This is a genomic window from Lonepinella sp. MS14435, assembly GCF_042485795.1.
Lineage (GTDB): Bacteria > Pseudomonadota > Gammaproteobacteria > Enterobacterales > Pasteurellaceae > Lonepinella.
Genome location: NZ_CP169368.1, coordinates 884,520 through 909,712 on the forward strand (window position 1 = coordinate 884,520; position 25,193 = coordinate 909,712).

The 25,193-nt window shown below is 37.3% G+C and carries 27 protein-coding genes; 21 read left to right on the top strand and 6 right to left on the bottom strand.

All coding sequences use genetic code 11. From position 1 onward, the window contains the following. From O1Q80_RS04210 to O1Q80_RS04245, 8 genes are all read left to right on the top strand, one after another. Window positions 1-174 (top strand): helix-turn-helix transcriptional regulator, encoded by a 174-nt coding sequence (locus O1Q80_RS04210; protein ID WP_386695870.1) that lies wholly within the window; start codon window positions 1-3, stop codon window positions 172-174. Window positions 175-182: 8 nt separating this feature from the next. Then, a complete protein-coding gene (locus tag O1Q80_RS04215; protein WP_386695872.1) occupies window positions 183-728 on the top strand; it encodes an ash family protein in 546 nt (181 codons plus the stop codon). Next, window positions 721-945 (top strand): hypothetical protein, encoded by a 225-nt coding sequence (locus O1Q80_RS04220; RefSeq protein ID WP_386695874.1) that lies wholly within the window; start codon window positions 721-723, stop codon window positions 943-945. The genes O1Q80_RS04215 and O1Q80_RS04220 overlap by 8 nt, the downstream gene beginning before the upstream one ends. Next, the gene (locus O1Q80_RS04225; RefSeq protein ID WP_386695876.1) at window positions 932-1,201 is read left to right on the top strand and encodes a hypothetical protein; all 270 of its coding nucleotides are present in this window, start codon (window positions 932-934) and stop codon (window positions 1,199-1,201) included. Before O1Q80_RS04220 ends, O1Q80_RS04225 begins: the two co-directional genes overlap by 14 nt. Beyond that, window positions 1,194-2,999 carry a DUF5906 domain-containing protein gene (locus tag O1Q80_RS04230; protein WP_386695878.1) on the top strand — a complete coding sequence of 602 codons (1,806 nt, stop codon included), beginning with the start codon at window positions 1,194-1,196 and terminating at the stop codon, window positions 2,997-2,999. Before O1Q80_RS04225 ends, O1Q80_RS04230 begins: the two co-directional genes overlap by 8 nt. A gap of 296 nt (window positions 3,000-3,295) precedes the next feature. Then, window positions 3,296-3,934 carry a hypothetical protein gene (locus O1Q80_RS04235; RefSeq protein ID WP_386695880.1) on the top strand — a complete coding sequence of 213 codons (639 nt, stop codon included), beginning with the start codon at window positions 3,296-3,298 and terminating at the stop codon, window positions 3,932-3,934. A gap of 2 nt (window positions 3,935-3,936) precedes the next feature. Further along, window positions 3,937-4,431: a hypothetical protein gene (locus tag O1Q80_RS04240; protein ID WP_386695881.1), complete on the top strand. Its 495-nt coding sequence runs from the start codon at window positions 3,937-3,939 to the stop codon at window positions 4,429-4,431. Then, complete coding sequence (locus O1Q80_RS04245; protein ID WP_386695882.1) at window positions 4,431-5,360, top strand: inorganic pyrophosphatase; 930 nt, start codon at window positions 4,431-4,433, stop codon at window positions 5,358-5,360. The genes O1Q80_RS04240 and O1Q80_RS04245 overlap by 1 nt, the downstream gene beginning before the upstream one ends. 386 nt (window positions 5,361-5,746) lie before the next feature. Here O1Q80_RS04245 and lnt read toward each other — a convergent pair whose 3' ends face one another. The 3 genes from lnt to infA all read right to left on the bottom strand — a co-directional run bounded on the left by lnt (window position 5,747) and on the right by infA (window position 8,565). Then, entirely contained in the window at window positions 5,747-7,279 is a 1,533-nt protein-coding gene (gene lnt, locus O1Q80_RS04250; RefSeq protein ID WP_386696142.1) for an apolipoprotein N-acyltransferase, read from the bottom strand. Between the two features lie 9 nt (window positions 7,280-7,288). Then, entirely contained in the window at window positions 7,289-8,191 is a 903-nt protein-coding gene (corC, locus tag O1Q80_RS04255; RefSeq protein WP_386695884.1) for a CNNM family magnesium/cobalt transport protein CorC, read from the bottom strand. Window positions 8,192-8,346: 155 nt separating this feature from the next. Then, entirely contained in the window at window positions 8,347-8,565 is a 219-nt protein-coding gene (gene infA, locus O1Q80_RS04260; protein WP_132301427.1) for a translation initiation factor IF-1, read from the bottom strand. Window positions 8,566-8,742: 177 nt separating this feature from the next. Here infA and miaB point away from each other — a divergent pair, with 177 nt between their 5' ends. The 5 genes from miaB (at window position 8,743) to O1Q80_RS04285 (ending at window position 13,879) form a co-directional block, all read left to right on the top strand. Continuing rightward, on the top strand, window positions 8,743-10,167 hold the full coding sequence (gene miaB / locus O1Q80_RS04265; RefSeq protein ID WP_386695886.1) for a tRNA (N6-isopentenyl adenosine(37)-C2)-methylthiotransferase MiaB: 1,425 nt from the start codon (window positions 8,743-8,745) through the stop codon (window positions 10,165-10,167). Between the two features lie 151 nt (window positions 10,168-10,318). Continuing rightward, window positions 10,319-10,978, top strand: a complete 660-nt coding sequence (locus O1Q80_RS04270) for an amino acid ABC transporter permease (protein ID WP_386689665.1) — start codon at window positions 10,319-10,321, stop codon at window positions 10,976-10,978. 2 nt (window positions 10,979-10,980) lie between these two features. Continuing rightward, window positions 10,981-11,649, top strand: a complete 669-nt coding sequence (locus tag O1Q80_RS04275) for an amino acid ABC transporter permease (protein ID WP_386695888.1) — start codon at window positions 10,981-10,983, stop codon at window positions 11,647-11,649. A gap of 12 nt (window positions 11,650-11,661) precedes the next feature. Next, entirely contained in the window at window positions 11,662-12,426 is a 765-nt protein-coding gene (locus tag O1Q80_RS04280; RefSeq protein ID WP_386689669.1) for an amino acid ABC transporter ATP-binding protein, read from the top strand. Window positions 12,427-12,574: 148 nt separating this feature from the next. Next, window positions 12,575-13,879 carry an ATP-binding protein gene (locus O1Q80_RS04285; protein ID WP_386695890.1) on the top strand — a complete coding sequence of 435 codons (1,305 nt, stop codon included), beginning with the start codon at window positions 12,575-12,577 and terminating at the stop codon, window positions 13,877-13,879. Between the two features lie 20 nt (window positions 13,880-13,899). On the opposite strand, the gene O1Q80_RS04290 is transcribed toward O1Q80_RS04285, so the two are convergent. Continuing rightward, window positions 13,900-15,033, bottom strand: coding sequence for a glycerate kinase (locus O1Q80_RS04290; protein WP_386695891.1), 1,134 nt, complete (start codon window positions 15,031-15,033; stop codon window positions 13,900-13,902). A gap of 181 nt (window positions 15,034-15,214) precedes the next feature. Between O1Q80_RS04290 and O1Q80_RS04295 the strand changes: the two genes are divergently transcribed. The 7 genes from O1Q80_RS04295 (at window position 15,215) to O1Q80_RS04325 (ending at window position 22,135) form a co-directional block, all read left to right on the top strand. Next, entirely contained in the window at window positions 15,215-16,069 is an 855-nt protein-coding gene (locus O1Q80_RS04295) for a cysteine ABC transporter substrate-binding protein (RefSeq protein ID WP_386695893.1), read from the top strand. A 296-nt stretch (window positions 16,070-16,365) separates the two neighbouring features. Then, a complete protein-coding gene (gene grcA / locus O1Q80_RS04300) occupies window positions 16,366-16,749 on the top strand; it encodes an autonomous glycyl radical cofactor GrcA (protein ID WP_386689679.1) in 384 nt (127 codons plus the stop codon). 164 nt (window positions 16,750-16,913) lie between these two features. Beyond that, entirely contained in the window at window positions 16,914-18,707 is a 1,794-nt protein-coding gene (gene lepA / locus O1Q80_RS04305) for a translation elongation factor 4 (RefSeq protein WP_386695895.1), read from the top strand. Window positions 18,708-18,719: 12 nt separating this feature from the next. Beyond that, a complete protein-coding gene (gene lepB, locus O1Q80_RS04310) occupies window positions 18,720-19,742 on the top strand; it encodes a signal peptidase I (protein ID WP_386695897.1) in 1,023 nt (340 codons plus the stop codon). A 1-nt stretch (window position 19,743) separates the two neighbouring features. Continuing rightward, entirely contained in the window at window positions 19,744-20,427 is a 684-nt protein-coding gene (gene rnc, locus O1Q80_RS04315) for a ribonuclease III (RefSeq protein WP_386695899.1), read from the top strand. Further along, on the top strand, window positions 20,417-21,367 hold the full coding sequence (gene era, locus O1Q80_RS04320; protein ID WP_386695901.1) for a GTPase Era: 951 nt from the start codon (window positions 20,417-20,419) through the stop codon (window positions 21,365-21,367). Before rnc ends, era begins: the two co-directional genes overlap by 11 nt. 147 nt (window positions 21,368-21,514) lie before the next feature. Then, the gene (locus O1Q80_RS04325; RefSeq protein WP_386689689.1) at window positions 21,515-22,135 is read left to right on the top strand and encodes a biliverdin-producing heme oxygenase; all 621 of its coding nucleotides are present in this window, start codon (window positions 21,515-21,517) and stop codon (window positions 22,133-22,135) included. Between the two features lie 55 nt (window positions 22,136-22,190). Here the strand turns inward: O1Q80_RS04325 and O1Q80_RS04330 are convergent, their stop codons facing one another. Then, window positions 22,191-22,655, bottom strand: a complete 465-nt coding sequence (locus tag O1Q80_RS04330; protein WP_386689691.1) for a surface-adhesin E family protein — start codon at window positions 22,653-22,655, stop codon at window positions 22,191-22,193. Window positions 22,656-22,819: 164 nt separating this feature from the next. Continuing rightward, window positions 22,820-24,208 (bottom strand): signal recognition particle protein, encoded by a 1,389-nt coding sequence (gene ffh / locus O1Q80_RS04335; RefSeq protein WP_386695903.1) that lies wholly within the window; start codon window positions 24,206-24,208, stop codon window positions 22,820-22,822. Between the two features lie 153 nt (window positions 24,209-24,361). Between ffh and O1Q80_RS04340 the strand changes: the two genes are divergently transcribed. After that, on the top strand, window positions 24,362-25,144 hold the full coding sequence (locus O1Q80_RS04340; RefSeq protein ID WP_386696144.1) for an inner membrane protein YpjD: 783 nt from the start codon (window positions 24,362-24,364) through the stop codon (window positions 25,142-25,144). Window positions 25,145-25,193: the final 49 nt, after the last annotated feature.

The following is a 25,193-nucleotide window of genomic DNA, read 5'->3' on the forward strand; positions in this document are numbered from 1 at the left end:
ATGGAAGAAGATAAATATTACACCGTTAAGGAAATAACCGAGCTTTTAGGGGTTACACGTTCCACTATTGATAGATACGTTAAAAAAGGCAAATTAACCCGTTATAAATTTGGGGCAAGAACATTATTTAAAGCGAATGAAATTTACTCCCTGATTAAAACGCAAAAAAATTAGGGGCAACCGTGAAAAAATCATTGACAAAGTGCGGTGAAAAAGCCTATTATTTTTTCACCCTAGCAACATCTAGGGCGAGCCGTGACAAGCTCAACCAATCAACGGCGAACGATAGCACGCCAATTTTAAACCGTGCTTTTTTTGTTCGTAATTTTCGCACACCTAAAGAAAACGCCTTAAGCGTTCTTCTTCCAATGGTAGGGCGTAAAGGGCAACCCCTAGCGGTTGGCTGTCTTCCGTTGATGGCAGTTTGTCACCCCTTTACGTCTTACCGCCAATCTGTGACAAGTTTAGCGGTAAGCCTTGAAAATCTATCAACGGAGACCACTAAAATGATTTATCTCTTTTTAGGCATACACCGCCACAACCTAGCCGACACCAGTCGCACATTTCAACGCTTGCCAAAAGCACGCATCATTATCAACGCCGACAGCGAAAACACCGCCCGAGCCAAAATCGCAAAGGATTATTGTTTATTGCAATGCTGGAGCGTTAAAAATTCCGACCAATTAGACCGCACTTTAGCCAATGTTAAGGGGGTGATTTATGCGTAAACGTATCAACCATCAATACACAGAACGCAATGCAAGAGATTTAAAATCTATTTGTAACTATATTCAAACTTGCAACTTTTTAAATCAAAATCTAGACGCTTTCAAAAACGATAGCACGTTAAGCCCTGAAGAATACAAAGAAGTTTTTGAGAATCTAACCATCTTACAATCACTACTTAATGAAGTGGATTTTAAGGGGGTAAATGATGAAAATTGATAATGAATTAAAAAGGGAAATTTTAAGCACGCTTAAAAAAGTAGAGCAAACCCAGTTAAATTTAAATATTATCCCGTTAATCATGAATGAGCTTGTATTAGTCGCCGATAATGATAAAAGCAGATATGCTGATTGCTTAAGTTATATTAATTGCCTTGCAAGTTTAACCGACCCGATAGGGGCAGAGTTAAGCGATAATATTTGCTGGTTAAATGAAAAAATAACAGTATTATTGAAAGGGGGTGAAAATGATTGATTTAAAAAGTGCACCGAATTTTAAAGAACAATATAAAATTCACCCTTATGATGAAGTAATTATTCTAGCAGGGGCTAAAGCGTGGCAAGCATGGAACAAAGGAAAGGGGGCAGAATGGAAATTTTTTTGTCAATGTTTTAAACATAACGAAGAAATCCCCCCTATTATTTTAGACGAAAAACAATTAAAGGAAGTGCAATTTCTAAAACTTGCCGAACCAGAGCATAAATATATTAGCGTTGTTCTTTTTGGTAAAATTACCGAAGAACAAAAAACCGCTATTTGTTTAGCCGTGGCGAAAAACACACAAGCTACGAGTTTACAATTTTTAGACAATATCGGTCAGAAATTAGCATCTTATAATAAATACATTGAACGCCTAAGACAGGACGAAGCAGCACGCCAAACCGCCGAAATGATAGCACCTGCCAAAAAAGAGGTAATGATTGATTTTTCTAGTGAAAAGCCGTCACAAAAACAGATTGCTAAATCATTTTTAGACTGGATAGATAAACCTCTTCGCCGTGATTGTGATTTAGGAAAACCGCTAGAATATAACGGGCTTTTCTGGGAATTAATACCCGAACATCATTTACAGCGTAAAGTGTTAGATTTTTATGATGAATTTAACGGAGATTACACCGCACGACATTTAAAATCTATTGCGGATTTAGTTGTATTAAAATGCGAAGAAATTCCACAGCAAAACCCCGATTTAATAGGCTTTCAAAATGGCGTATTAAATAAAAAAACAGGTGAATTTTTATTACATAACATCAATCATTATTTGCGAGCGGTTGAAAAATTTGATTGTTGTACCAAAAGCAAAGAAACACCACATTTTAATGACTGGTTGGAATTTGTTACCAATGGCAATAAAGACCGTAAAAAGGCTATTTTAGCAGGGCTTTATATGGTGCTAACTAATCGCCATGAATGGGGGCTATTTTTAGAAGCTACGGGCGTGGCTGGTGCTGGTAAATCTGTATTTAGTCAAATAGCGTCAATTATTAATGGCATAAGCAATACCGCTTACATCAGCTTGCAAGAGCTGGAGATTGACAAAAAACGAGCTATGCTAATAGGTAAAAGCCTTGCTATTTCCCCCGACCAAAAGCCCTATAAAGGCAGTGCGGACGAATTAAAGGCAATTACAGGCGGAGATAATATTACCGTTAAAATGAATTATATTGATGATTTTGCCATAAAATTAAACCCAGTTTTCATGTTGGTGACTAACTACCCCTTACTATTTACCGACCGAAACGGGGGCATTTCACGCCGTAGAATAATAATTCCTTTTGATAGACCAATCCCGAAAGAGAAGAAAGACGTTCATTTTATCGAGAAAGTGCAAAATGAAGTTTATGGCATCGTAAATTTTTTGCTTGCACATTTTCCCGAACCTGAAGAAGCTAGATTAATTTTAGAGGCTTACAAAGAATTAGATGAGGGAAAACAGATAAAACGAGAAGCTAACCATTTAATAGACTTCTTAGGACATTTTGAATTAAAAGAAGAACGTAAGGGGGCTTTACGGCTAGGCAGTGCCAGAAGCGAGGTATTGAATATAAATAACATCACAGGAAACGATACGCTATATTCAGCTTATTTGTTTTATTGCCAGTGCCACAACCTTACCCAATTAAATGTTTTGAGTTTTAAAAACGCCCTTTCAGACGCATTTAAGGAAACAGGAGAAAAAATCGCTTATAGTGAGAAAATGTATTACGGATATTTAACCACTAACGCCACTTGGAAGAATAGAGATTTATCAATTCGACAATGGCAAGGCTAAAAATTAACCAAAATAAAAAGGCGAGAAAATCGCCTTTTTTTGTGTCAAAAATAAACAAGTGAAATAAAATCCACTTAAAAAAGTGACTAAAAGTGAACACTTCCACTTGTTTCAAACCCTTATAATACAAGGCTTCCAGCGTTTTAAGTGAATAAGTGAATTAATTTTGCAAAACTTTTTTATTTTTTCTTTTTATTCTTTTTTTCTCTTTATTGTTTGTGATTTATCAAACACAAAGAACGCTATTTTATTGTGAAATATGCTTATTATTTAACAAATAAAACAGGTATAGAAATATGGGAAAAAGTAACGCAGTTTTTGAAGTTCTTCGAACAGGAAAGCATTACGGGAGTAATGTAACTGTAAAAATCACAGAAGAAGATTTAGCTGGCATTGCAAAACTATATTCTACCAAAATTCGTACAGCACCTTTAGTTATAGGACACCCCGAAGATGACAGACCCGAATTAGGACAAGTAAAAAAACTTTACGCAATAAAAGATAAACTATTTGCAGACGTTGAAATATATTCAGAGTTGATAGAAAAAATCAAACGCGGAGAAATCAGCGGTATTTCTGTATCAATATACTTTAGAACCACGGAAGAAAACCCCGTAAGAGGCGTGGGAATGTATTTAAAACACGTTGGATTTTTAGAGCGTGGCAAAGACGAGCCAGCCGTTAAAGGAATGACAGACCCCATTTTAAGCGTTTTATCTACCACGGAATTAAGCAGTAATGACAAACGGTTTATTATTTTTAGCGAAGACAAACTAATAAAATTTTACAATGAACAAAAAACCGCAGAATTTGGCAAGAGAAGCACCTTCACCGAACAAGATAAAAATGCACATTTATTAAATTTAAAAGTGAAATTTTTTGAAAATATAACAGGGCTTTCATATAGACAAGCGTTTGAAATCATACAGGGGTAATCATGAACGAAAATGAGAACAAAGAAAACAACAATCAAGTTGTTTGCTTAAGCCAAGAAAATGAGCGATTAATCGCAGAATTAAGCGAAAGCAAGCGTAAAAATTTAGCATACGATAACGAGCGTTACATTGATAGCTTGCTTAATGAGGGAAAAATCTTTCCCAGCCAAAAAGATACCGCACTAGAGCTACTAAATTATGCTGGCGGATACGATAACGGGGGGATAGTTAAATTCAGCGAGGGGGAGAATTTACAGACAAAATTAAAAGATTTTTTTGATAAATTAAATCCGTTGCAATTAACCCAGCAAACGGAACAAATGGCTATTGCAGAACTTTCTTCTGTTGACTATGAATCATACCGCACTAAAGAGCGGTTAGATATTTATAAAAAAAATCCATTTCAATTAAATAAGGCGATTCAACAACACATGAAGATGTATAACGTAGATTATAAAACAGCATTTAACTTTATCGTATATGGAGAAAATAAATAATGACAACACCAGCAGAACTTAGAATACAAGACCCCGTGCTAACAAACCTAGCACAAGGCTACTACAATAATGAATTAGTTTGCGAAGCATTAATGCCAGTGGTACAAATTGGCAAAGAGGGGGGCAAAATTCCAAAATTTGGAAGACAGGCATTCTTTTTACCGTCCACTATTCGAGAATTAAGAGGTAGTTCTAATCGTTTAACCCCTGAGGGCGTAGATGTAATCAGCGTTGAACTTGATGAACACGATATTGAATACCCTATTGACTATCGAGAAAACCACGAAGCAAGCTATCCGCTAAAACAATATGCGTTATCTGTAACGCAAGATATTCTAGCATTAGGGCGAGAAATCAAAGTCGCAGAACTTGCACAAAACCCAGCCAATTACGTACCAGAAAACGTTGTATCTTTGGAGGGGGCGAAAAAATTCAGTAATAAAAAATCTAATCCTTTAGAAATTTTTGAAGATGGAATTTATACTATTTCCGCATCTATTGGATTAAAGCCGAATGTTTGCGTTATTTCTTCCGATGTTTGGAAAGTGCTAAAAGAGAATGAAGTCATTTTAGAGCGGATTAAATACACAAGAACGGGTATTTTGACCCCTGAAATTTTTGCCGAATTAATTGCCGTTGACAAGGTTAAAATAGGCGAAGCAGTTAACACCCCTAAAAAAGGCGACCCGAAACTAGAAAAGATATGGCAAAATACAGTAGTTTTAGCCTATGTATCACCAAAAGCAACAAATAACAAAGGCAGTATCTTTGACCCGTCATACGGCTACACTGTAAGACGTAATAACGGCTTATTTGTAGACCTTTACATAGAAAACGGGGGGAAGATTGAAGTTGTTCGTTGTACGGATATTAACCGCCCTTACATATTAGGCAAGTCAGCAGGTTATCTAATTAAAGACTGTTTATAATTACAGTATTTTTTAATGTAACCGACAGACCCCGATAAATATTTAGCCTTGTTATTTTGGGTAGTAAATCCAAACAATGCAAGGCTAAAAGGATTATTTAATAGAAATCAGGTTGTAATTGGCGAAATTTCGCGGACGTGGCAGGCTAAAAATGTTAAATTTTAGGTGCGAAAATGATAGAATAACGCATAGTAACGCATGATAATGCAAGGTAACGCATGATTTTAGTACCAAAAGAAGTACCAAAAGGAAAAAGAGCTAAACTATATTTTTAATTAAATCAATTAGTTATTCTCTTAATTCGATTGTGATTATCTTAAAACCCGTATCAATTCCTTGATACGGGTTTTTACTTTTACCATAATATAATGGTATGTCATGTAACTTCAGCCATGATTTAGTCGTGATGCTATTCTTTTCTGAATAAAATTACCTATAACTCGCAATAAAACAAATAATACTAACAATGCGTATAAAGGTTTATTGCCAAAAACAGCATAGGGTGTTTTTCCTATTGTTGGTGCGATTTTTTCAGTCAACGTAGTTTGCACAAACTGTGGTGCTTGGCGAATGACTTTTCCTTGAGCATCAATAAACGCAGTAACCCCCGTATTTGTTGCACGAATCACTGGTTTAGCTAATTCTAACGCTCGCATTCTTGCCATTTGAAAGTGTTGCCATGGACCATAACTATCGCCAAACCACGCATCATTAGAAATGGTTAAAATAAAATCAGTATCATCTTTTAAATTAGCCTGTAATTGGCTACTTTCGATAATTTCGTAGCAAATAGCCCCCATAAAACGGCGTTCCTTGCTGATTAAATTAGGTTGAATGTTATCACCACTTTGAAACGCCGACATGGGTAAATTAAATACTGAGCCAAGCGGTCGTAATAGGTTTTCTAAAGGTACATATTCGCCAAAAGGGACCAGATGATGTTTATTATAACGTTGAGCCGTAGTAGATGAATAATTGCCGTCAACTAATGCGATAGAATTAAATAATTTTCCGCTGGATTCATCACGGTGAACCGTACCGATCATAATATCTGTTTTTGAGTGTTGACTGGCTTGATTGAGTTCATCAAAAAATGGTTGAATGCTTTCTTCTAAGGCAGGTAATGCACTTTCTGGCAAGATAATTAAATCAGATTTGGCTAAATTAGGACGAATTAAATTGGCATAAATCTGTAAGGTAGATTGCAGATAATCAGGATCCCACTTTAAGGATTGTTCAATATTGCCTTGTGCCAGTGTAATCGTAATGGCTTTATTTTCCAGCGATGTGGCATAATTGGTTTTGGCAAAGGAAACTACGCCAGTAACGCTGATACCCAGTAGAATATTGAATAAAGCAAACTTGATTTTTTGTGGTTGTTGAGTGATAGCAGAAATAGCATTAAAAATAACCGCACTTAGCCATACTACAAAAAAGGTTAAGCCAGTGACACCAAAAATGGGGGCAATTCCTGCAAAAGGAGTATCAATTTGCGTATAGCCAAACTGTAGCCATGGGAAACCTGTAAATAACCAACCTCGTAGAAATTCGCTAAATGTCCAAATTGTGCCAAAAATAACAGGGCTTACGACTTTAAAACGTTGAACTAGATAGGTGAATAATAAGGGAAAAAGCGATAAATAACAGGCGAGAACGAAGACTAAAAAATAACTTAACCACAGGGGCGAGCCACCAAATTGATGAATACTGACGTGTAACCAGCTGGTCGCAATGCTAAAAAAACTCACTCCCCATAAAAAGCTGGCTTGAAGTGCGGTTTTTTTATGGGGATTTTTTGCCACATAGAGTAAACCCAGCATTGAGATGTAGGCAATTCCCCAGTAATCAAAAGGGGAAAAGGCAAATACACCGATTGAGCCTGTGATGAGGGCTATTAGATAAGGTAAAAATCTGTGTATCATAAGGGTTTATTCTTCTGTTTCATCTTGGCTAGTGTTGATGCTTTCAAGTTGTTCATCGGTTACGGTAACTCGCAACTGAATAATGCGACGACTATCTGCTGATGTCACTTTAAAATGAATATTATTCAGCGTAATTTCTTCACCTCGTTTTGGTAAATAACCAAAGGCTTGCATGATCACACCACCGATAGTATCTACTTCTTCATCGGCAAAATTGGTGCCAAATTTTTGATTAAAATCATCAACATCAGTTAAAGCCAGCACTGCATAAGTATGGCGAGAAAGTTGGCGGATATTGGCAATCACTTCTTCTTCATCAAATTCATCTTCAATATCACCGACAATTTGCTCTAAAATATCTTCAATCGTCACTAAACCTGAAATGGCACCAAATTCGTCCACCACGATTGCCATGTGAAAACGTTCAGTACGAAAATCTTTCAGCATTCGATCAACACGTTTACTTTCTGGCACAATCACAGCAGGGCGTAAAATCGCTTGCATATTGAATTCATCTGGCTGTTCTCGCAGAAATTGCAACAGATCTTTAGCGTGCAAAATCCCAAGGACATTATCTCGTTCGTTAGTGATGACGGGAAAGCGAGAGTGAGCCGTGTCAATAATGGTGTCAAGGCAACTTTCGAGATCTTGATCGTTTTCAATAAACACGATTTGAGCTCGAGGGATCATAATATCTCGCACCCGAAGTTCGGCGATTTCCATCACCCCTTCGATCATTTCACGAGTATCTTGGTCGATGAGATCATTTTGTTCAGAATCGCGAATGACTTCGACTAATTCTTCACGGTTTTTCAGTTCGCCTTGAAAAAAGCGACCAAATAAGGATTGAAAGAAAGATTTTTTTTGAAAACTATCTGTTTGTGTTGCGTTATTCGAGTGTTCGTCCATAGTATTTTTATTGGTTTGATATTTGTACTGTTGAAATTAGCATATTTTGCATACAAAGAAAAGGTTAGCAGAACGAAAAGTGCGGTAGATTTTTAATGCGTTTTTGGCAAAAAACAAAAGCTCGAAATTTTCGAGCTTTGTTGGCTTGCGTGATATTATCTAGCACGGAAAATAATACGCCCTTTGCTTAAATCATAAGGGGTCATTTCCACAGTAACTTTATCGCCAGTTAAAATGCGAATGTAGTTTTTACGCATTTTACCTGAAATGTGAGCGGTAACCACGTGACCATTTTCAAGTTCTACACGAAACATCGTGTTCGGCAAGGTTTCCAAAATGGTACCTTGCATCTCAATGCAATCTTCTTTAGACATTAATTGATTAATCCTTTTTTCTAAAATAAATACAAAAAACGTGCGGATTATACTATTTTGTTGCTTATTCTGAAAGCATTAATTTGATAAAATACGATTAAAACAGTACAATAGCCAGTTAATTGCCAATCAATTTTATGGCTTTATTAACGAATTTAATTTATACAGATTATAAAGATGACTCAAAAATTACATATTAAAACTTGGGGCTGTCAAATGAATGAGTATGACAGTTCAAAAATGGCAGATTTATTACTCAGCACGCACGGTCTGGAACTCACCGAAGAAGCGGAAGAAGCGGACGTGTTGTTGTTAAACACTTGCTCCATTCGTGAAAAAGCCCAAGAAAAAGTATTCCACCAGCTCGGGCGTTGGAAACAGCTGAAAAAACATAATCCGAATTTAGTGATTGGCGTGGGCGGTTGCGTGGCTTCGCAAGAGGGCGCTCATATTCGTGATCGTGCACCTTTTGTGGATATTATTTTCGGACCACAAACCTTGCATCGCTTGCCTGAAATGATTAACCAAATTCGTGGTGGCAAAAGCTCTGTGGTGGACGTGAGTTTCCCTGAAATTGAGAAATTTGACCGTTTGCCTGAACCGAGAGCCGAAGGTCCAACGGCGTTTGTATCGATTATGGAAGGTTGTAATAAATATTGTTCTTTCTGCGTTGTGCCTTATACTCGTGGTGAAGAAGTGAGCCGTCCAGTGGACGATATTCTGTTTGAAATTGCCCAATTAGCCGAGCAAGGCGTGCGTGAAGTGAACCTGTTAGGACAAAATGTGAATGCCTATCGTGGGGCAACTTTTGATGGCGAAATTTGTTCCTTTGCGGAATTGCTGCGTTTAGTGGCAGCCATTGACGGTATTGACCGTTTACGTTTCACCACCAGCCACCCGATTGAATTTACAGACGATATTATTGAGGTTTACAGCGATACGCCAGAACTCGTGAGTTTCTTGCATTTGCCTGTACAAAGCGGTTCGGATCGAGTATTAACCATGATGAAACGTAATCACACCGCATTGGAATATAAAGCGATTATTCGCAAACTGCGTAAAGTTCGCCCGAATATTCAGATTAGCTCGGACTTTATCGTAGGCTTCCCAGGGGAAACCGATCAGGATTTCGAAGACACGATGAACCTGATCGCTCAAGTGAATTTTGATATGAGCTTTAGCTTTATTTACTCTGCTCGCCCTGGTACACCAGCGGCAGATTTGCCTGATGATGTGAGTGAAGATGAGAAAAAACAACGCTTGTATCTGTTGCAACAACGTATTAATAACCAAGCCGCTCAATTTAGCCGAGCCATGTTAGGTACCGAACAGCGTGTGCTAGTTGAAGGACCATCTAAAAAAGACATTATGGAACTCACTGGCAGAACGGAAACCAACCGCATTGTGAATTTCAAAGGTACACCTGATATGATCGGCAAATTCGTGGATATTAAAATCACCGATGTCTATACCAATTCCTTGCGTGGTGATGTGGTTCGTACCGAAGAGCAAATGGGCTTACGTGTGATTCAATCGCCACAAGCAGTGATTAATCGAACTCGTAAAGAAGATGAGTTAGGGGTTGGGTTGTACGCTGCTTAATTTTAAAAATTCTTTAGATTTAGACCGCACTTTTTTAACCAAAGTGCGGTGTTTTTATATCAAATTTATCTAAATCATATCAAATCGTTCTTTTATCTGCCTAATTAAGCCATTATAATTTTAGCTATTTTAAATTCATTTCTTATTTTCTATGAACTGGCAATATATTTGGAACGCTGTTCCTCGTTTTATTGATGCAACTTTACTTACCTTGCATTTGTCCTTTTGGGCTATTGTATTGTCGGTGCTAGTCGGGTTGCTTTGTGCAGTGGTGTTAACCTACAAAATTCGTGGCTTGCAATGGCTGGTCAAAAGCTACATTGAACTCTCTCGTAATACCCCGTTGTTAATTCAAGTATTTTTTCTGTATTTTGGTTTATCCAAAGTAGGCATTAAATTAGATGGTTTTACCTGTGGGATTATCGGTTTGGCTTTTCTTGGGGGGAGCTATATGGCGGAAGCCATTCGAGGCGGATTGGAAGCCGTATCCAAAGGGCAAATTGAAAGTGCGTTAAGTATCGGGCTAACGCCTTTACAAGCCTTTCGCTATGTGATTTTTCCGCAAGCCTTTGCCATTGCCACACCAGCGGTGGGAGCGAACTGTTTGTTTTTAATGAAAGAAACATCGGTGATCAGTGCCGTTGCGGTGGCGGAATTAATGTTTTTGGCAAAAGATATTATCGGAATGGATTATAAAACTAACGAATCTTTGTTTTTGCTCGTGGTATTTTATTTGATTATTTTATTGCCCGTGTCACTGTATATTCGTTATTTAGAACGCCGTTTGCGTCAAGCTAAATATGGAGCATAGTCATGGGGTTGGGTATTTTATTTCAAGGCAGTAATTTAGAACGTTTGCTTGGTGGATTATGGATCACCGCTGAAATTGCCTTTGTGTCAGTGTTTTTTGCGTGTATTTTAGGCGTAATTTTGGGTGTAGTGATGACCAGTAAAAACAAAGCCGTGCATTTTTTGTGCCAGCTATATTTAGAGGTAGTACGCATTATCCCCTTGTTAGTATTACTCTTTTTAGTCTATTTTGGGTTTGCTAAATGGTTTAATATTCACTGGAGTGGTGTTTGGGTGTGTATTGTAGTGTTTATTTTCTGGGGGGTAGCTGAAATGGGGGATTTGGTGCGTGGAGCATTAACTTCCATTGAAAAACATCAGCTCGAATCAGCCTATGCTTTGGGCTTGAATAAACTGCAAACTTTTGTGTATATTTTGTTGCCACAAAGTTTAAAACGCGTGACACCAGGGGCGATAAATTTATTTACCCGAATGGTAAAAACCAGCTCTCTTGCCATGTTAATCGGTGTGTTGGAAGTGATTAAAGTGGGGCAACAGATTATTGAAACATCACTATTTACTGATCCGTCCGCTGCTTTGTGGATTTACGGCGTTATTTTCTTTTTGTATTTTATTATTTGTTATCCATTGTCATTGTTTTCTAAATATTTAGAAGCAAAATGGAGCAATTAGGAATTTTAAATTATGGCATTATTAGATATTAAACAACTCGTAAAAAATTACGCTGAAGTCACCGCACTTCACGGCATAGATCTTTCCGTGCAAAAAGGTGAAGTAGTGGTAATTCTTGGACCTTCGGGCTGTGGTAAGAGTACGCTACTACGCTGTATTAACGGTTTGGAAGAAATTAAAAGTGGTGAAATTCGATTAGAAAATAATGGTATATTAGGCAAAGACATTTCGTGGGTTAAAGCCCGTCAAAAAATTGGTATGGTGTTCCAGAGCTATGAATTATTTTCACATATATCAGTGATCGACAATATTTTGCTTGGTCCAATGAAAGTACAAAAACGCAAACGGGAAGACGTGGAAAGACAAGCAGATAAACTGTTAAAACGGGTTGGCTTATTCGACCGCAAAAATGCCTTTCCACGCGAATTATCAGGCGGACAAAAACAACGTATTGCTATTGTGCGTTCCCTTTGTATGAATCCAGAAATTATGCTATTTGACGAAGTTACTGCCGCCCTTGACCCTGAAATGGTGCGAGAAGTGTTAGACGTAATTTTAGGACTGGCTAAAGACGGCATGACCATGCTGATTGTGACTCACGAAATGGGCTTTGCAAAACAGGTTGCAGATCGTATTATTTTTATGGATAAGGGCGAAATTATTGAGCAATCTAAACCTGAATTTTTCTTTGCTAATCCCACCACAGATCGGGCAAAAGCCTTTTTGAATATTCTTAATTATGAGAAAAGTGCGGTGAATTATGAGGAGAATATTTAAAAAACGTCTGCTTATCGCATTTTTCCTTTGAAAAAGTGTAAGATTTACCATTTTTTCATTTGAAAAAATGTGAATTTTGTTGTTTTTTTCCTTTAAAAAAATGTTCTTTGCCTTATAATAAGGTCATTATTTAAGATGAGATTTTATTATGCAACGCCATTTTTTTAATCAGCTTACCCAATGGAAAAATCGTCCTAAACGTAAACCTTTGATTATTCAAGGGGCAAGGCAAGTGGGTAAAACTTGGATCATGCGACATTTTGGTGAACAAGCATTTGCTCAAGTCGCTTATGTTAATTTTGACAATAATGAACGCATGAAAAACCTGTTTTCAGGGGATTTTAATCTTGAACGTTTGATATTGGGATTAAAAATCGAAACAGGGGTGGATATTCAACCTGAAAATACCTTGCTCATTTTTGATGAAATTCAAGAAGTACCACAAGCCCTATCTTCACTCAAATATTTTTATGAAAATGCACCGCAGTTTTATATTGTGGCAGCGGGATCATTATTAGGCATATCTTTACATCATCAACAATCTTTCCCCGTAGGAAAAGTGGAATTTTTATCGTTGTATCCCATGGATTTTCACGAATTTTTATGGGCGTTGGGTAAAAAAGATCTGGCTCAATTACTCCGATTACAAGATTGGGACTTAATCAAGGCGATGAAAACAAGCTATATTGATTTGTTGCGGCAATATTATTTTGTGGGCGGTATGCCAGAAGCCGTACAAACCTTTGTGGATACGCAGAATTTCAAACAAGTTCGTTTGGTGCAAAATCAGCTTTTAATGGCGTATGAACAAGATTTTTCTAAACATATTGTCGATGCACAAACGGTACAAAGAGTGCGAATGTTATGGCATAGTTTGCCTGTACAATTAGCTAAAGAAAATAAAAAATTCACCTACGCTAAAATGCAAAAAGGGGCGAGAAGTAAGGACTATGAAATTGCTTTGCAATGGCTGAAAGACAGTGGTTTGGTGCATGTTGTGCCACGTATCAGTAAGCCACATTTGCCGTTAAATGCTTATCAAGATAATGCTTTCAAATTATTTAGTTTGGATGTGGGCTTATTGGCAGCACAAAGTCAACTGGACGAAAAAATCTTATTAGAAGGCAATCAGTTATTTATTGAATTTAAAGGGGCATTAACCGAGCAATATGTGTTGCAAGAATTACTGGTAAGTCAACCTTATGCTCCTTTTTATTGGGCAAGAGAAAACGGCACGGCGGAAGTGGATTTTGTGTTACAACAAGGACAAGATATTATACCGATAGAAGTGAAAGCCGAAGAAAATTTGAAAGCCAAAAGCCTGCAAGTATATTGTGAAAAATATCAACCAAAACAAGCACTACGTTTTTCAATGGCAGATTATCGTGAGCAAGATTGGTTGACAAATGTGCCGTTGTATGCGATTAGTGAGTTGTTTAGAACAGAAAAATAGGGGAGAGATTCCCCCCATTTTCATTCTTTTATCCGCCACAATCTCGCCACATTTTCTGCTGTTGAAATTAAGTTTTCACGCCCTGATTTCAAGATGTTTTCAAGGCTATCGACCTGCTGAATAATCGGAAAAACCGCATCAATACCGTAATCGTAAACTACATCATAATCTTTGCGTAAACAGCCTACTATAGCGATTACAGGTTTATTAAATCGTTTTGCGGTTTTGGATACGCCGATTGGGGTTTTGCCATGAATACTTTGCCCGTCCATTCGCCCCTCACCAGTAATTACTAAATCGGCATGTTGAATATAATCACTTAAATGCACGGCATCCATTACAATTTGTACACCTGCTTTGAGTTGAACATTCGGGAGTAACAATAAACCACCTCCCATTCCACCAGCAGCTCCCGCTCCAGCTTGATCTTGAATGGTTAGTCCAAGCTCTTTTTGCACGATTTGAGCAAAATGCAACAAGGCTTGATCTAAGATTTTTACCATGTCAGGTGTTGCCCCTTTTTGTGGACCGAATACCGCAGATGCCCCGTTTTTACCACATAAAGGGTTATTGACATCACAAGCGACTTCAAATTTAACAGCTTGTAATTTTGGATTTAAATGACTTAAATTAATTTTAGCGATGTTAGCTAAATTTGCACCACCCAAGTTAATCTCATTTCCTTGAATATCTAAAAATTTTGCCCCTAAGGCTTGCAACATACCGACACCGCCGTCATTAGTTGCACTACCACCGATACCTAAAATCACTTTTTTTACACCGCAGTTTGAAGCCGCATTAATCAATTCTCCAGTGCCATAGCTGGTGGTATAGAGTGGGTTGCGTTGTACTATGGGGACTAAATGCAAGCCAGAAGCTGCTGCCATTTCAATGAATGCCGTTTGTTTATCGCCGGATAAACCAAAAAAGGCGGAAGTTTTATTACCCAATGGAGCAGTGACTTGCAGGTGGATTAACTCCCCTTGTGTGGCATCCACTAAGGATTGAACAGTACCTTCTCCGCCATCTGCCATGGGAATTTTGATATAATCCGCTTGCGGAAAGATTTTTTTAAAGCCTATTTCAATGGCATTAGCCACTTCAAGAGCTGTTAAACTTTCTTTGAAACTATCAGGAGCAATGAGGATTTTCATATAATTTTTACAAAATGCGAATGAACATAAAAACAATATAACAAAATTTTTAGCAATAGAAAAAAATTATGTCTGTTATTCCAAAAACATATATTAAATAATGATTTGTTCTTTCCTTTTTTAGGAAAACTCTTTTTATAATCATTTTCACCAAATCATTTTATTTAAAAAAGGATCATTTATGAAAAATTTCAAAAAAATCACCGCACTTTTAGCGACTTTATTGTTAGCTATAGGGGTTACTGCTTGCGATAATCAAGAGCAAGCTAAACAAGAACCAACTAAAGTTTATGCGGTAGATCGTATTAAACAAGCTGGTAAAGTACGTATCGGTGTATTTAGTGATAAACCACCTTTTGGTTACGTGGATAAAGACGGTAAAAGCCAAGGTTTTGATGTGGAAATTGCGAAAGACTTAACCAAAGATTTACTCGGTGATGAAAACAAAGTGGAATTTGTGTTAGTCGAAGCTGCCAACCGTGCGGAATATTTACTGTCTAATAAAGTGGATATTATTTTAGCTAACTTTACTGTGACACCTGCTCGTCAAGAGGTCGTGGATTTTGCTAAACCTTATATGAAAGTAGCCTTAGGTGTCGCCTCAAAAGAGGGCGCGGTAATCTCTGATGTGAAAGAATTAGAGGGTAAAACCTTAATCGTCAATAAAGGCACAACGGCGGATGCGTTTTTCACTAAAAATTACCCAAATATTCCATTATTAAAATTTGAACAAAATACCGAAACTTTCCAAGCATTAGTGGATGGGCGTGGTGATGCGTTAGCTCACGATAATACTTTATTATTCGCTTGGGCAAAAGAAAATCCAAGCTTTACTGTAGGCATTAAATCGTTAGGTGATCAAGACACTATTGCAGCTGCGGTGCGTAAAGAAGATAAAGATTTGTTGGAATGGTTAAACGCTGAAACAGAAAAACTAGCAAAAGACGGTTCATTAAAACGTGCTTATGAAAAAACCTTATTACCAATTTATGGTGAAACGATTAGCGAAAAAGATATTTTAGTAGAATATCCATAAATCAAATTGAGAGCGATTAGGTTAAATGATTTAAAGATCGGTTTTCTAATTAAAATTGATCTTTTTAATTATGATACATCATTATTTTGTTAAACATTGAATAGTAAAATGTTAATGAAATGTTATCATAATTTATTATTTAGCCTAATAATGTTGAAATAAATCAAGTTATCTTAATTTATATGGCAGATTGTCTTGATTTTGGTCAAAAATAGTTGAAAGTATCAAATTTTTTGATAAAATTTGTATATCTTTACGATTTAGTTATTAAATAAACAGCCAAATGGAGGCACTTTATGATTAAAGGTATTCAAATTACTCAAGCAGCGAATGACAATTTATTAAACTCATTCTGGTTATTAGATAGCGATAAAGGTGAAGCACGTTGCTTATGTGCAAAAGGTGGATTCACTGAAGACCAAATCGTGGCAGTAAACGAATTAGGTAAAATCGAATATCGTGAATTACCAGTTGACGTTGCTCCAACTGTAAAAGTGGAAGGTGGTCAACACTTAAACGTAAACGTTTTACGCCGTGAAACCTTAGAAGATGCAGTTAAACACCCTGAAAAATATCCACAATTAACTATTCGTGTTTCAGGTTATGCAGTACGTTTTAACTCATTAACACCAGAACAACAACGTGATGTTATCACTCGTACTTTCACTGAAAGTCTATAATTTGTTTTTCTAAAACAATATTCAACACCCCGATCTTTTGATTGGGGTGTTTTATTTTTTTCAAAATTCCTTTGGAATTTTCACCGCACTTCTAGCTTACAACGCCTATTTCAGGTACAATTCCCCGATTATCTTTTTAGGAATTTATTATTTAATTATTTTATATGCAAAATATTCGTAACTTTTCAATCATCGCTCATATTGACCATGGAAAATCGACCCTTTCTGACCGTTTGATCCAAACTTGTGGCGGTTTATCCGATCGTGAAATGGAAGCTCAGGTATTGGATTCCATGGATCTTGAACGTGAACGTGGAATTACTATCAAAGCCCAAAGTGTAACCTTAAACTATAAAGCCAAAAATGGTGAAACTTATCAATTAAACTTTATTGATACTCCAGGACACGTTGACTTTTCTTATGAAGTTTCTCGTTCTTTAGCCGCTTGCGAGGGGGCATTATTGGTGGTCGATGCGGGGCAAGGGGTAGAAGCTCAAACCTTAGCCAACTGCTACACAGCGTTGGATATGAATTTAGAAGTGGTACCGATTTTAAATAAAATCGATTTACCCGCTGCCGAACCAGAACGTGTGGCAGAAGAAATTGAAGATATTGTGGGAATTGATGCTATTGATGCAGTTCGCTGTTCAGCCAAAACTGGCGTTGGGATTGAAGATGTATTAGAAGAAATTGTGGCAAAAATTCCAGCACCAGAGGGTGATCCGAATGCACCATTGCAGGCATTAATTATTGATTCGTGGTTTGATAACTATTTGGGCGTTGTTTCGCTTGTTCGTGTAAAAAATGGTTCAATTAAAAAAGGCGATAAAATCAAAGTAATGAGTACTGGGCAATCTTATCAAGTGGATCGCCTTGGGATTTTTACGCCAAAACAAGTAGATACTACTGAGCTAAAAACAGGCGAAGTAGGTTGGGTGGTTTGTGCGATTAAAGATATTTTAGGTGCGCCAGTAGGGGATACTTTAACTCACCAACACCATTCCGCTACAGAAGTCTTACCTGGTTTTAAAAAAGTGAAGCCACAAGTTTATGCAGGGTTATTCCCGATTAGTTCGGACGATTATGAAGCGTTTCGTGATGCGTTAGGCAAGTTAAGCCTAAATGATGCTTCGTTGTTCTATGAACCTGAAAATTCCACCGCACTTGGTTTTGGTTTCCGTTGTGGTTTCTTAGGTTTACTTCACATGGAAATCATTCAAGAACGTTTAGAGCGTGAATACGATCTTGATTTGATTACTACCGCACCTACCGTAGTGTATGAAGTTGAACTCACTAATGGTGATGTTGTCTATGTTGATAGCCCAGCGAAGTTACCGCCATTAAGCAACATTGCCGATATTCGTGAACCGATTGCGGAATGTAATATGCTTGTGCCTCAGGATTATTTAGGTAATGTAATCACTCTTTGTATTGAAAAACGCGGGGTACAAACCAATATGGTGTATCATGGTAATCAAATTGCGTTGACCTATGAAATTCCGATGGGGGAAGTGGTACTTGATTTCTTTGATCGTTTAAAATCTACCTCTCGAGGTTATGCTTCGTTAGATTATGGTTTTAAACGTTTTCAGTCTGCTAATATGGTGCGAGTGGATATTATGATTAATGGTGATCGTGTAGATGCTCTGGCATTAATTGTACATAAAGATAATGCTACCTATCGTGGGCGTGAATTAGTGGAAAAAATGAAAGAATTAATTCCTCGTCAGCAATTTGATATTGCTATTCAAGCTGCCATTGGTAATCAGATTATTGCTCGTTCTACCGTAAAACAGTTGCGTAAAAACGTGTTAGCAAAATGTTATGGTGGGGATGTAAGCCGTAAGAAAAAACTGTTGCAGAAACAGAAAGAAGGTAAAAAACGTATGAAGCAATTAGGTAATGTGGAAGTGCCACAAGAGGCATTTTTGGCGATTTTACACGTTGGAAAAGACTAAATAAGGGAAACTATGTCAAAACTTTTTCTACCGATTTTATTAGTTGTAGGCTTTGCTGTTTGGAAAGTGTTAGATTATCTACAGTTACCAAATACATTTTCAATTTTATTAATTTTATTCACCGCACTTTCTGGCGTATTGTGGTGCTATCACCGTTTTTCGGTGTTACCGCATCGTCGCCGTCAAATTGTACGCACTGAACAGCGTACAGGACAAGTATTAAGCGATGAAGAAAGAGCCAAAATTGAGCCGATTGGTGAGGGCGAAGAATTTATTTCATCTTTATTTCCTGTATTGGCGTTCGTATTAATTCTGCGTTCTTTTCTATTTGAACCGTTCCAAATTCCATCACAATCCATGGAACCAACTTTACGTGTAGGCGATTTTATTTTAGTAGAAAAATATGCTTATGGCGTTAAAGATCCAGTTTTCCAAAATACTTTGATGGAAACAGGCAAAGTGCAACGTGGAGATATTGTAGTGTTTAAAGCCCCACCTCAACCGAATGTGGATTATATTAAACGTGTAATCGGGATTGGTGGCGACCGAGTGCTTTATAATGAGTTAGAAAGAAAATTAACCATTATTTATGGTAAGAATGGCAAGCCGTGTGAAGAAGATTGTGAAAGCAAAGAATTTGCTTATTCTAAGCCACAACAAAATGATGAATTTAAGGCAATTATTGGTAGAAATCCAGATGGTAGCTTTATTTATGGTCCGAGTATGCTCGAACTGACCGAAAGCGGGGATGTAAGCCACCAAATTCATTGGTTCCCTGAGCCTATTTCAGAGGGCTATCGTTATAAAGATTATGTTAAACAAGAATATTATGTGACTGAATGGGTGGTGCCAGCAGGACAATATTTTATGATGGGCGATAATCGTAATATGAGTGAAGATAGCCGTTTCTGGGGCTTTGTGCCAGAGAAAAATATTGTGGGTAAAGCCACTTATATTTGGTTAAGTTTAGATAAAAAACCAAATGAATGGCCAACGGGTATTCGTTCAGAACGTTTATTTACAAAGATTCAATAAGATGAATAATTTAACTAAATTACAGAGTAAGATCGGTTATGAATTTAACGATCTTACTTTGCTAAAACAAGCCTTAACGCATCGTAGTGCAGCGAAAGAACATAATGAACGCCTTGAGTTTTTAGGTGATGCGATTTTGAATCTCACTATTGCTCAAGCCTTGTATCACCAGTTCCCGAAATGTAATGAGGGAGAACTGAGCCGAATGCGAGCCACCTTAGTGCGAGAACAAACCCTTGCTGAACTAGCTCGCCAATTTGAGCTTGGCGATAATTTAGTATTGGGTTCTGGGGAACTGAAAAGCGGAGGATTCCGTCGTGAATCTATTTTAGCCGATTGTGTGGAAGCGATTATCGGGGCAATGTCTTTAGATAGTAGTTTAAATAGCACCATGAATATTATTTGTCATTGGTATGCGGAACGCTTAGTTTTGATTAAGCCAGGTGAAAATCAAAAAGATCCTAAAACCCGTTTGCAAGAATATTTACAAGGTAAAGGATTAAATCTGCCTAGCTATAACATTATCAACACGACAGGGGAAGCACACTGTCAAACCTTTACTGTGGAATGTAACGTGGAAAATTTTGACCGCACTTTTACTGGTATTGCTAATAGTCGCCGTAAAGCAGAACAGGCTGCGGCAGAACAAATTTTAAAAGAATTGGATATACATAATGACAGATGAACATTTACAGATTGATGTAAACGATGAAAATAACCAACAACCTACAGAAACCTATTGTGGTTTTATTGCTATTATTGGTCGCCCAAATGTGGGAAAATCGACCTTATTAAATAAAATATTAGGGCAAAAAATTTCCATTACCTCACGTAAAGCACAAACCACTCGCCACCGTATTGTAGGGATTGATACCGACGGTGCTTATCAAGCGATTTATGTGGATACTCCTGGATTACATATTGAAGAAAAACGAGCCATTAACCGTTTAATGAATCGTGCCGCCAGCAGTGCTATTGGTGATGTGGACTTAATTATTTTTATGGTGGACGGTACACACTGGAATGAAGACGATGAAATGGTGTTAAACAAATTACGCCAAGTAAAAACCCCCGTGGTATTAGCTATTAACAAAATTGACAATGTAAAGAATAAAGATGAATTATTGCCATTTATCACTGAATTAAGCGGAAAATTTAATTTCAAAGAAATTGTGCCGATTTCCGCTCAACGTGGTAACAACGTACATAATTTGAAAAAAATTGTGCGAGATTGCTTGAAAAAAGGTGAGCATCATTTTCCAGAGGATTATGTGACAGACCGTTCCCAACGTTTTATGGCATCTGAAATTATCCGTGAAAAACTCATGCGGTTTATGGGCGAAGAATTACCTTATTCGGTGACAGTGGAAATTGAACAATTTAAACTCAATGAACGTGGTACTTACGAAATTAACGGCTTGATTTTAGTAGAACGTGATGGTCAGAAAAAAATGGTCATCGGTCAAGGTGGACAAAAAATCAAAGTGATTGGCACTGAAGCTCGTCAAGATATGGAACGCTTATTTGACAACAAAGTACATTTAGAGCTTTGGGTTAAGGTTAAATCAGGCTGGGCAGATGATGAAAGAGCATTGCGTAGTTTGGGGTATATGGAAGAATATTGATTTTCTCAACTCAATTTAACTGAGCCTTGTTCTCAATATGCTGTTTTTTTATTGCTAGCAAAATCGATTGATCATCGTAACTAATTGAAGTATATTTATAATTTCTCAATTATGGGAAATTATTTGAAAATTAATAGGAAATATATTATGACACAAGAACAAAAAACTTTTTCTGAACGTTTAAAAGCATTTAATCGTACCACACATGACAGTGTAGATAATCTCGTGATGTCGGTTGAACCTTTCAAGAATAATGAAAATTATACAAAATTCTTGCTATTACAATCAGTGTTTCACAAAGTAGTTGATGATATTTATAAAGATCCTGAACTCAATAAAAAAATCCCAGAGTTAAAATATATGGCTCGTTATGATGCTGTGGTGAAAGATTTAGCGGTATTAAATAGCCAACCTTTTGAATTTAAAGGCACTTTACCTCATCCTCAAGGCAACGAAGCGATCGGTTGGTTGTATTGTGCTGAGGGTTCAAACTTAGGTGCAGCTTTCCTATATAAAGCGGCAGAAAAGAATTTAAGTTTTGATGCAGAACATGGAGCAAGTCATCTTGCAGGGCATCCTGAAGGACGTGGTAAACACTGGCGTGAATTTAAAGTGTATTTGGATAATTTAGGCTTAGATCCAAAAGCTGAAGATGAGGCACTTCAAGGTTCTAAAGAGGCTTTTACATTTTATAAAATGGTATTACGTCAGGTGTTTGGTTTGCCAGAAAATTATGAAGCACCAAGTCAAAGACCTGTCCACCCATAATTTAATTCCATTACACAAAGGGCAAGATTAGATTTCTTGCCCTTTTGCTATTAAATTAATGATAAAAATTCGCACACATGACTTGAGCGACAGTCCCTAGTGTTGAACCATTACGAGGCTTGACTTGATGCTCACGATATTTTTTCGGAGTGAATACCGTTCCTTCCCCCCAGAAATCCGAATATAACAGTGATCCTGTATGGGTCATGATATTTGTTTTACAATCTAAGACTTTATGCTGACGTACGGATTTCGTCATTAGGTTTTTATCTTCAAAAATGCGATGTCCAATATGTAAATTAATCACGGTATCAAAATTAATCAGATTGTTTTTGGTATTATCCACCCAGATCGAAGATGTATCCACATAATATTGAGAATTTTTTGATAAACGAATAAAGCCGATGGCGGTTTTTTGTGGAGTATCTAATTGTTCACCGTGAATTAACGCTTGTCGTTCTGGTTGATTGCTACAAGCACTGATGATTAATGCAGTAAGTAATAAAGTCACTTTTTTCATAATGATCTCCTTAGTGCCAGTGATTTAGCTACATTATGGCATATTTTTAGCCAATGTTGTGTTTTTATTTCTCATTATGTAGCGAAAACTCAAAGCAAAAAAATGCGGTGAAAAGTCAATATTTTTTCACCGCACTATGCTTCACCAAGATTTACACAGGATAATTAGCGTTTAAACATTCCACCTAAACCAGCCAGTCCACCCATGCCACCGCCCATCATTCCTTTCATACCTTTCATCATTTTTGCCATGCCACCACTACGCATTTTTTTCATCATGCGTTGCATATCGTCAAATTGTTTGAGTAATTTATTAACATCTTGCACTTGCGTGCCTGAACCTAACGCAATGCGGCGACGGCGTGAGCCTTTGATAATGTCAGGATTGGCACGTTCTTTTAAGGTCATGGAATTGATGATCGCTTCCATTTTGATAAACATTTTATCATCCACTTGATTTTTAACATGATCAGGTAAGTTTTTTGCCCCAGGGAGTTTGTCTAACATCGACATCATGCCGCCCATTTTTTTCATTTCGATCAGTTGTTCACGGAAATCTTCAAGGGTAAATTGATCGCCCTTTTTGAATTTCTTCGCCATTTTTTCGGCTTTTTCTTGGTCAACGGAACGTTGTAAATCTTCGATTAAAGAAAGGACATCGCCCATACCTAAAATACGTGAAGCCACACGTTCTGGGTGGAAAGGTTCTAACGCCTCGGTTTTTTCACCTACCCCTAAGAATTTGATCGGTTTACCTGTAATTTGGCGAATAGATAAGGCTGCACCACCACGTGCATCGCCATCGACTTTGGTTAAGATCACCCCAGTTAATGGCAAGGCTTCATTAAAGGCTTTGGCAGTATTGGCAGCATCTTGCCCTGTCATTGCATCCACGGTAAACAGGGTTTCAATCGGCTCAAGTGCGGTGTGAATTTGCTTAATTTCTTCCATCATCTCGCCGTCAACATGCAAGCGACCTGCCGTATCCACAATCAATACGTCATAGAATTTTAATTTCGCATCGGCTTTAGCGGTTTTGGCAATTTCTACAGGGTTCTGTTTTACGTCAGAAGGAAAGAAATCTACACCCACAGATTGGGCTAAGGTTTCAAGCTGTTTAATCGCCGCAGGACGATATACGTCAGCAGACACCACTAATACTTTTTTCTTATGCCGTTCTTTTAAAAATTTCGCCAGTTTGCCTACAGAAGTGGTTTTCCCCGCCCCTTGTAAACCTGCCATTAAAATGACCGCTGGCGGTTGGGTAGCAAGATTTAATTCTTCATTAGCTTGCCCCATGGCATTTTCTAATTCACTTTGTACGATTTTTAGAAATTCTTGCCCTGGGGTCAGGCTTTTATTGACTTCTTCACCGATAGCACGTTCTTTGACTTTATTGATAAATTCACGTACTACAGGCAAAGCAACGTCCGCTTCCAGCAATGCCATGCGGACTTCTCGTAGGGTATCTTTAATATTGTCTTCGGTTAAACGCCCTTTACCTGTGATATTACGTAGGGTTTTCGACAGGCGATCAGATAAATTTTCAAACATATTTCGTTCTCGTCATTAACAAAAAATTTACCCGATTATACCTGAATTTCCTTGTTTTCACTAGCAAAGGCAGTCTCTAATTGAAATTTCAATTTAGCACGGTTAAAATGAATTGTTATTTTTGAAAAATAAAGGATAAACAAATTGACAACAATGCCTTATGCTATTTTTGCAATGCTTTTTTATAGCTTCAATATCTTGCTAATTATGCCGATGTTGCTGAAAATTGATGGGCAAACTAAACCAAAAAGAACACTGTTTTTATGCAGTGCATTTTTAGCTGTAATTTGTCATTATTTGAGTTTTACCGAATTGTTTACTCATCTAACCTTAGGGGCAGATATTACGTTACTTGAAGTCAGTTCCTTAATGAGTTTTTTTATTGCATTATTAAGTACAGTACCGATGTTATGGAATGTGCGAACATTGGCATTTGTTTCGCCTATTGTGTATGGATTTGCCTTAATTAATTTGTTAATGACGAAATTTATCCCAAGTCAAATCGTGCATTTACAAGTGGATTTATTGTTACATATTCTGATCTCTATGTTGGCTTATGCGGTCTGTTTTATTGCCATGTTGTACAGCATTCAAATTGCTTGGTTGGATCGTCATTTAAAACGTAAAAAAGTCTTGCCATCACCTGACTTACCGCCATTAATGTTGGTGGAACGCCATTTTTTTCGTGTCATGTTAAGTGGTGAAATTTTATTAACCATTATCTTATTCACTGGAACATATCATTTATTGCATGCGTTGCAGTTAAGCAATATTCATAAGGCAGTGTTTTCCCTATTTGCTTGGGTTGTTTTTGGTATTCTGTTGATAGGGCATTGGAAATGGCATTGGCGTGGAAAAAGAATGATCATTTTCACAATCTCAGGTATGATATTGCTGACGATTGCTTATTTTGGAAGCAAATTTTTCCCAACATAAAGGGAGAAATTGGAAGTGCGGTATAAAAATTCTCTTTTTTTAACCGCAC